Source organism: Ideonella sp. P3_A4 (genome assembly GCF_056403075.1).
On sequence record NZ_JBFUGE010000312.1, the window covers coordinates 1 to 7,247 of the forward strand.

Annotated in this window: 10 protein-coding genes; 6 read left to right on the forward strand and 4 right to left on the reverse strand. The window is 65.7% G+C overall.

Features of this window, described 5'->3' with window-relative positions; genetic code table 11:
• The 4 genes from AC1DYI_RS22395 to AC1DYI_RS22410 all read right to left on the reverse strand — a co-directional run.
• On the reverse strand, positions 1 to 365 hold a 365-nt coding region (locus tag AC1DYI_RS22395), incomplete at its 3' end, for a PilW family protein (protein ID WP_477206345.1).
• Positions 365 to 949 (reverse strand): type IV pilus modification protein PilV, encoded by a 585-nt coding sequence (pilV, locus tag AC1DYI_RS22400; RefSeq protein WP_477206346.1) that lies wholly within the window; start codon positions 947 to 949, stop codon positions 365 to 367. The genes pilV and AC1DYI_RS22395, both read right to left, overlap by 1 nt.
• A gap of 11 nt (positions 950 to 960) precedes the next feature.
• Complete coding sequence (locus tag AC1DYI_RS22405; protein ID WP_477206347.1) at positions 961 to 1,494, reverse strand: GspH/FimT family pseudopilin; 534 nt, start codon at positions 1,492 to 1,494, stop codon at positions 961 to 963.
• Between the two features lie 81 nt (positions 1,495 to 1,575).
• Complete coding sequence (locus tag AC1DYI_RS22410) at positions 1,576 to 2,145, reverse strand: GspH/FimT family pseudopilin (RefSeq protein WP_477206348.1); 570 nt, start codon at positions 2,143 to 2,145, stop codon at positions 1,576 to 1,578.
• Between the two features lie 158 nt (positions 2,146 to 2,303).
• Here AC1DYI_RS22410 and ribD point away from each other — a divergent pair, with 158 nt between their 5' ends.
• The 6 genes from ribD to AC1DYI_RS22440 all read left to right on the forward strand — a co-directional run.
• Entirely contained in the window at positions 2,304 to 3,428 is a 1,125-nt protein-coding gene (gene ribD / locus AC1DYI_RS22415; RefSeq protein ID WP_477206349.1) for a bifunctional diaminohydroxyphosphoribosylaminopyrimidine deaminase/5-amino-6-(5-phosphoribosylamino)uracil reductase RibD, read from the forward strand.
• Positions 3,429 to 3,475: 47 nt separating this feature from the next.
• The gene (gene ribBA, locus AC1DYI_RS22420; RefSeq protein ID WP_477206350.1) at positions 3,476 to 4,576 is read left to right on the forward strand and encodes a bifunctional 3,4-dihydroxy-2-butanone-4-phosphate synthase/GTP cyclohydrolase II; all 1,101 of its coding nucleotides are present in this window, start codon (positions 3,476 to 3,478) and stop codon (positions 4,574 to 4,576) included.
• A gap of 33 nt (positions 4,577 to 4,609) precedes the next feature.
• On the forward strand, positions 4,610 to 4,963 hold the full coding sequence (locus tag AC1DYI_RS22425) for a 6,7-dimethyl-8-ribityllumazine synthase (protein WP_477206351.1): 354 nt from the start codon (positions 4,610 to 4,612) through the stop codon (positions 4,961 to 4,963).
• Complete coding sequence (gene nusB, locus AC1DYI_RS22430; RefSeq protein WP_477206352.1) at positions 4,960 to 5,442, forward strand: transcription antitermination factor NusB; 483 nt, start codon at positions 4,960 to 4,962, stop codon at positions 5,440 to 5,442. The genes AC1DYI_RS22425 and nusB overlap by 4 nt, the downstream gene beginning before the upstream one ends.
• A 7-nt stretch (positions 5,443 to 5,449) precedes the next feature.
• A complete protein-coding gene (locus AC1DYI_RS22435; RefSeq protein ID WP_477206353.1) occupies positions 5,450 to 6,634 on the forward strand; it encodes a pyridoxal phosphate-dependent aminotransferase in 1,185 nt (394 codons plus the stop codon).
• A gap of 76 nt (positions 6,635 to 6,710) precedes the next feature.
• The coding region (locus AC1DYI_RS22440; RefSeq protein WP_477206354.1) for a protein kinase domain-containing protein at positions 6,711 to 7,247 on the forward strand (537 nt) is incomplete at its 3' end.

A 7,247-nucleotide genomic window follows, 5' to 3' on the forward strand; every position in this document is an offset into this window, starting at 1 on the left:
TCGTAGGCCACAGCGATCGCGTCGGCGGTTGCGTCGCCACCGCAGGCCAATAGCCCGATATCCCGATTGTGGTCAGTGAAATCCGTGTCACAGCCCATCAGCGTGGCGCCACCGTAGCTGAACGTGAACTGACCAGTCGCGGGCACGATCCCCACAGGATTGCCGTAGCCAGCCATGCCAATCGTGGTACGCAGTACATTCAACGCCACGCTGGCGTCTTCAGTGATTTGCGCCAGCGCCCGGGTGTTGCGGCTACTCACACCACTGCCAAGGTATGCAGCCATCATTGCCCCGATGACAACCAAGCCAATGACCATCGAGATCAGCAACTCGATCAGCGAGAAACCATGTTGACGGCGCATCATCACAGCCCCACGCGGAAGTAGGCGCAGCGCGGCTGCGGGGTGAGGCCCTGAAATCCTGGTGGACATTCATTGGCGCCAGCATTGGCTTCGTTGGACGAAGCGTCCGGGTCGAGCCAAGCAATCCAGACATCGGCCGTCGGGACGGCCATTGGATCGGCGCTGAGTTGCACGTAAGCTGCGCCCCCCGGCAAGGCGTTGAACACGGCCTGCCCCCACTCCGCACGGTCCTGCAGCACGATCTCTGAGGCGAGGCAAACGTTCGGATTCGCGCAACCCGCAAAATCTCCAGGCTCACCTTCCCAGCTGCCGTAGTCCCCCGTCATGTTGTAGGCCGTCACATCTCCCGCGGGTGTGGCACCAGGGTTGATCGCCGGTTTGTTGGCCCGAATGCGGTCAACGATGTCGGAAGCGAGCAGAGTTGCCACCGCGCGGTACTCGCTGGTCTTGCCGTAACGTGAGGTCGTCGCCATCAGACCAGCAACTGCCAGCACGCCCATCGAAACGACCAGCATCGCCACCAGCACCTCAATCAGCGACACACCACGCTGCCGCGAAGCGCTCTGGCGTGCGTCGTTCAAAGCCAACCGATTCATCTTCACTGGCAAGCCCCTTCACCCTTACAGACACGCACGCGCCCCGTCGACTCCACCCGCACCACGCGCTGCTTGCTACGGTCACCGCCAACCGGCACGAAGGTGTAGGTGCCCGGGCCACCAGTGACCAAACCGTTAGCTGCGAAGGTCAGCGTTGTGGCGGCGGCAGTGGTACTGTCCATCGCACGCAACGCGTTTTGGACCCGAAGCACTGTGCCCGGCACAGTAATTGCCCAACCGGTCATCCAGTCCGCGGCGTTACACGCTGGTGCATTGGCCGCCGGATCAGTGGAGGCGCACATCGTCACAGCTCGCCCGCGCTTCATTGCCTCAGTCCGTGAGTACCGCACAGCGGCCGCAAACTCATCGGCATTGCCGGCGGCGGCCTGATCCGCGAGGAAGGAAGTCAGAGATGGCACGCCAATCGCCATCAGAACCGCCGCGATGGCGATCGTGATGAGCAACTCAACCAGCGTGAAGCCGGTCTGCGCGCTCCTGGCAGTCTGGTGGGAAGAATCCATGTAGGCATGATGCACTCACCCGTCATTAGTACTTGTCGGAGGCCCGACGAGCGGCCGGCAGTTGCCGACGAGCGGCGATGGCAGCGCTTCGGCCGGTCAGTTCTCGCAGTCCTCTGCATCCGCCACCCGAGGGCGACCTGGCTTGTTGATGCACACCAGCGCGGAGCCCGGCAACGCGGCATCTTCCAGCGGCTGCCCGGGAGGGAGAAAGCGGAAATGCGAAGCCAAACTCAGCATCTCCCCTCCGGCGCGATAGGTCACGTAACGCTGGGTGCTGAGGGCACCGCCACTGTTGTCGCCGGATTGGTGCACCGCAATCACGCGGTCGCCCGATCCCATTTCGCCCCGGCGACCACGATCCACAAAAATGATCCAGCCAGCGCTCCAGTTCTTGCCGCCGGCCAAGCAGTCTGGTTCGGCCGAATCTGCCGTGGCAGGATCCATAGCACAGACGGTTACCAGTTCGCCACGCGTGATTGCCTCCTGGCGAGCCCGTCGCATCGCCGACGACAGACCTTGCACCTGCGCATCAACCACTGCCTTACCGTGGAACGAACCCATAGCTGGCATCCCGATGGTGGCCAGGACACCAGCGACTGCAAGCGCCACCAACAATTCGACCAATGTGAAGCCACGCTGCAGGGCACGGGTGGTTTGACGGAACATGATTTCTCCTCCTATTTGTTGCAAATATTCTTGTGAACTCCCGGCGTGAATTCTTCGCAACGTGMCCCTCACCGTCTCTCCCCCTGAAGGGCTCCACAACGTGATGAGGACACCCTCTTTCGGGGGGATCCGACGGGCGCCCGTAAACTCATCCAGCCATGCCGTTCACAGCAGAAACGCACACGCCCCCCGAGCCGATGCAGCGCGCCTTGGCGCTGGCCGAGGCCGCGGTCGGATTCACTGAGCCGAATCCGAGGGTCGGCTGCGTGCTGGTCGCAGCCGATGGACGATGGATCGGTGAGGGGCATACCCAGGCCGCCGGTTCAGCTCATGCCGAGGTCATGGCGCTGCGGGACGCCGAAGCCAAGGAGCACTCCGTCCGGGGCGCCACGGCGTATGTCACGTTGGAGCCCTGCTCCCACCATGGCCGTACACCGCCCTGCTGCGACGCTTTGGTGGCCGCCGGCCTAGCCCGGGTCGTCGTGGCAACGGGGGATCCGAATCCGACAGTGAACGGCCGCGGCAACGCTCGGCTTCGAGCCGCGGGCATTCAAGTGGACTTCGCCGACGACGCAATCGCCGCGGCCTCGCGCGAGCTGAACATCGGTTTTTTCAGCCGTATGCAGCGCGCTCGGCCCTGGGTGCGGATGAAGATCGCCGCGTCGCTCGATGGCCGTACCGCGCTGGACAACGGCGTCAGCCAGTGGATCACCGGTGAAGCGGCCCGCCACGACGGTCATGCGTGGCGCAAGCGCGCGTCAGCCTTGTTGACCGGGTCGGGCACCGTGCTGGCCGACAACCCCCGGCTGGACGTGCGCGGCCATGCCATCGCCCGCCAGCCGCTGCGCATAGTCGCCGACTCCCGGCTGTCAACGCCTGCCGACGCACGCTTGTTCGAAGCATCGGCGCCGCTGCTGTTCGTCGCGGCCGAGCCGGATGCTGAGCACCGGCAAGCCCTGCAAGACCGCGGCGCCGAGATCTTGGTCTGCCCCAACGCCAACAATCAGGTCGACCTGGACGCGTTGATGAACGAGTTGGCCCGGCACGAACTCAATGAAATTCACGTCGAAGCCGGCGCCCGCCTGAACGCGGCACTGCTGCAGGCTGGCTGGGTCGACGAGCTGCTGATCTACCAGGCGCCAATGCTCATAGGCGCCGGTCGAGACATGGCCGCGCTGGGGCCATTGACCACGCTCGCGCAAGCCCAGCGCTTTGCCTTCCACCGCGTCGACCTCATCGGTGAAGATCTGCGCCTGTTGTTGCGCCGCTGCCCTGCGGACTGAGCCCCGCGCGACTACGCGGCGAAGACCCCGCCGCCTACAATGCTCGGATGCCCATTTCTCCCATTCCCGAGCTGGTCGCCGAGCTGGCTGCCGGCCGCATGGTGATCCTCGTCGACGAGGAAGACCGCGAAAACGAGGGTGACCTGGTTCTGGCCGCCGATCACGTCAGCCCTGAGGCCATCAACTTCATGGCCAAGCATGGCCGTGGCCTGATCTGCCTGACGCTGACACGCGAGCGCTGCGAGCGCATGCACCTGACTCCGATGGCCAGCCGCAACGGCACGGTGCATGGCACTGCCTTCACGGTGTCGATCGAAGCGGCCACCGGTGTGACCACGGGCATCTCTGCCGCCGACCGTGCGCGCACCGTGCAAGCGGCCGTCGCGCGTGACGCCAAAGCCTCGGACCTCGTCCAGCCCGGCCACATCTTCCCGCTGCAGGCGCAAGACGGTGGCGTGCTGATGCGCGCCGGCCATACCGAAGCCGGTTGCGACATGGCGGCGATGGCCGGCCTGTCGCCCGCCGCGGTGATCTGCGAAATCATGAACGACGACGGCACCATGGCCCGGCTGCCGGACCTGGAAGTCTTCGCTCGCGAACATGGCCTGAAGATCGGCACCATCGCCGACCTGATCCACTACCGCAGCCGCAACGAATCGCTCGTCACGCGAGCCGGCGAACGGCCGCTGCAAACCGCCCAGGGCAGCTTCAACGCCCAGGTGTTCCGCGACCGCTCGGGCGGTGTGCATTTGGCATTGGTCAAAGGTCAATGGACGGCCGACGACGAAGTGCTGGTGCGTGTGCACGAGCCGCTCTCGGTATTGGACCTGCTGGAAACCGGCACCTGCGGCCACTCCTGGCCGCTGCCCAAGGCCCTGGCCAAGCTGCAGGCCAGCGAACGCGGTGTGGCGGTGCTGCTGAACTGCGGCGCCGCCGAGGCCGACCGCCTGGTCGCCGGCTTGCTGCCGGATGCCGAGGCCACAAGTACCGCCACCTCGTCGGTCATGGACCTACGCACCTATGGCGTTGGCGCCCAGATCCTGCGCGAACTCGGCATCACCCGCATGCGCCTGCTCGGCAGCCCGCGCCGCATGCCCAGCATGACCGGCTATGGCCTCGAGGTCACCGGCTTCATGGCCGCCGAATGAGCGCCCCCATCTCTTACCAACAAGGAAACTCCCATGCAAGGTGCTGACCAGGGCCAAAGCGCGCCGCTCGACGGCGACGGGCTGTCGATCGGTATCGTGCGTGCCCGCTTCAACGATGCGATCACCCGTGCGCTGGCCGACGCCTGTCTGGCGGAACTCGCCGCGCTCGGCTGCATCATCCGCGGCGAGACCTACCACTTCGAACTGGTGGCCAACGAAAGCGGTGCTGGCGTCTCGCGAGTCGCGCTGGACCACCAGATCCCAGTGGCCAACGCCATCCTCACGGTCGAAAACGAAGAGCAGGCCTGGGCCCGCGCTGCCGACAAGGGCCGCGACGCCGCCCGCGTGGCCGTTGAAATGGCCAACCTGCTGGACGAGTTGCTGTGAACACACCCGCCACCGACGCGCCAAAGAAGCGCGTGGCTCCCAAGTCCGCCCGCCGCCGATCGCGCGAGGTCGCGCTTCAGGGCCTGTATGAATGGCTGATCGCCGGCAGCGACGCGGGCGTCATCGACGCCCACATGCGCGAGCAGGACGGTTTCGACAAGTGCGACGCGGTCCACTTTGACGCGCTGCTGCACGGTTGCATCCGCGATGCAGCCACGCTCGACGCCGTGCTGTCGAAGCATGTCGACCGGCCGACCAACGAGCTGTCGCCGATCGAGCATGGCGTGCTGCTGATCGGTGCCTATGAGCTGAAGAACTGCGTGGACGTGCCGTACAAGGTCGCGATCAACGAAGCGGTCGAGCTGGCCAAGAGTTTTGGCGGCACCGACGGCCACAAATACGTGAATGGTGTGCTGGACAAGGCCGCCGCGGAGCTGCGACCCGCCGAAGTGAGCGCTGCGCGCTCGGCACGGCGCTGAGGGCTGCATGAAGCTCAGCTCCCGGCTCGACCACATCGAGCCGTTCTACGTGATGGAATTTGCCAAGGCGGCGCGCGAGCTGGCGTCGTCACCGGCCTGCGATCCGGCCCAAGGCGGCCGGCCGATGATCTTCCTGAACATCGGCGAGCCCGACTTCACCGCGCCGCCCCTGGTGCAAGCCGCCGCCAAGGCCGCCGTCGCTGCAGGGCGCAGCCAATACACCGAAGCCACCGGCCTGAAGCCGCTGCGCGAACGCATCTCGCGTTGGTACGCCGAGCACCACGGCCTGGCTATCGACCCTGGCCGCATCATTGTCACGGCCGGGGCTTCGGCCGCTCTGCAGCTGGCTTGCCTCGCCCTCTTCGAAAGCGGCGACGAGGTGCTGATGCCGGACCCGTGCTACCCCTGCAACCGACATTTCGTGGCGGCCACCGGGGCCCGGGCGAAGCTGGTGCCTTCGGGTCCGGAAGCGCGCTTCCAGCTCAGCGCCGATGGCGTCACGTCCAACTGGACCAGCGCGACGCGCGGGGTGCTGCTGGCTTCGCCTTCCAACCCGACCGGCACCTCGATCGCACCGGCAGAACTGGCCCGCATCGTCAATGCCGTGCGCCAGCGTGGCGGCATCAGCATCGTCGACGAGATCTACCTCGGCCTGAGCTACGACAGCGCTTTCAGCCACAGCGCGCTGGCGCTCGGCGAAGACATCATCTCGGTCAACAGCTTCTCGAAGTACTTCTCGATGACCGGCTGGCGGCTCGGCTGGCTGGTGGTGCCGCCTGAGTTGGTGGCGCCAATCGAGAAGCTGGCGCAAAACCTGTACATCTGCCCGTCGACCATCTCGCAGCACGCGGCGCTGGCCTGTTTCGAGCCCGAATCGCTGGCCGAGTACGAACGCCGGCGCGAATCTTTCCGCGCCCGGCGTGATTTTGTCGTGCCCGCGTTGAACGCCCTCGGGCTTACAGTGCCCGTGCTACCGGACGGGGCGTTTTACGCCTGGGCCGATTGCAGCGCCCATGCCGATAGCAGTTGGGCCCTATGCGAACAGTTGATGCAACGCGCCCATGTGGCGCTGACCCCCGGGCGGGATTTTGGCCCCGCTGCCGCCGAACGTTATTTGCGCCTGTCCTTTGCGACCAGCTTGCCGCTGTTGCAAGAAGCCGTCACTCGCATCGAACAGACACTGATTCAGTGACAAGCCGTTAACCACCCCGCTTGAACCCGACTAATTCCCCCGTTGCCGGCTGACTGCCTTGGCTATGCTTGCGTCCATGCGTTGGAACCCGTTCCGGCGAGCGTCGTCGTCAGACTTCAGCGCCGCCGCCTTCGAAGCCACCGTGGCCGACGACTTGTTGGCCACCGCCGGGCTTTTGCCGGAAGCTTCTTCGCCTAACGGCGAAAGCGCCGAGACGGCCGAGGCGGTGGAAAGCCCCGAGGTCGGTGCGTCGACCCTGCCCGTCAAGCGGCCGGTGATCGGCCACGTCGGGCGTTATGCCTTGAAGGCGGTGCTGGGCGAAGGCGGCCTGGGGACCGTCTATGCGGCGTGGGATCCGTTGCTTTCCCGCGCCGTGGCGGTCAAGACCCTGCGGTTGCACATCGAAACCCAGGCCCTCGGCGCGCTGGACGACCTGATCCTGAACGAAGCGCGCGCGGCCGCCCGGCTGTCGCACCCGCACATCGTGACGGTGTTCGATGCCGGTCCGTCGGACCAGGGCATCTACATCGCGATGGAGCCGCTGCGTGGCCGGGACCTGCGCCACATGCTGCACGAAGGCTGGCGGCCGACACCGATCGAAGCGGCCCAGATC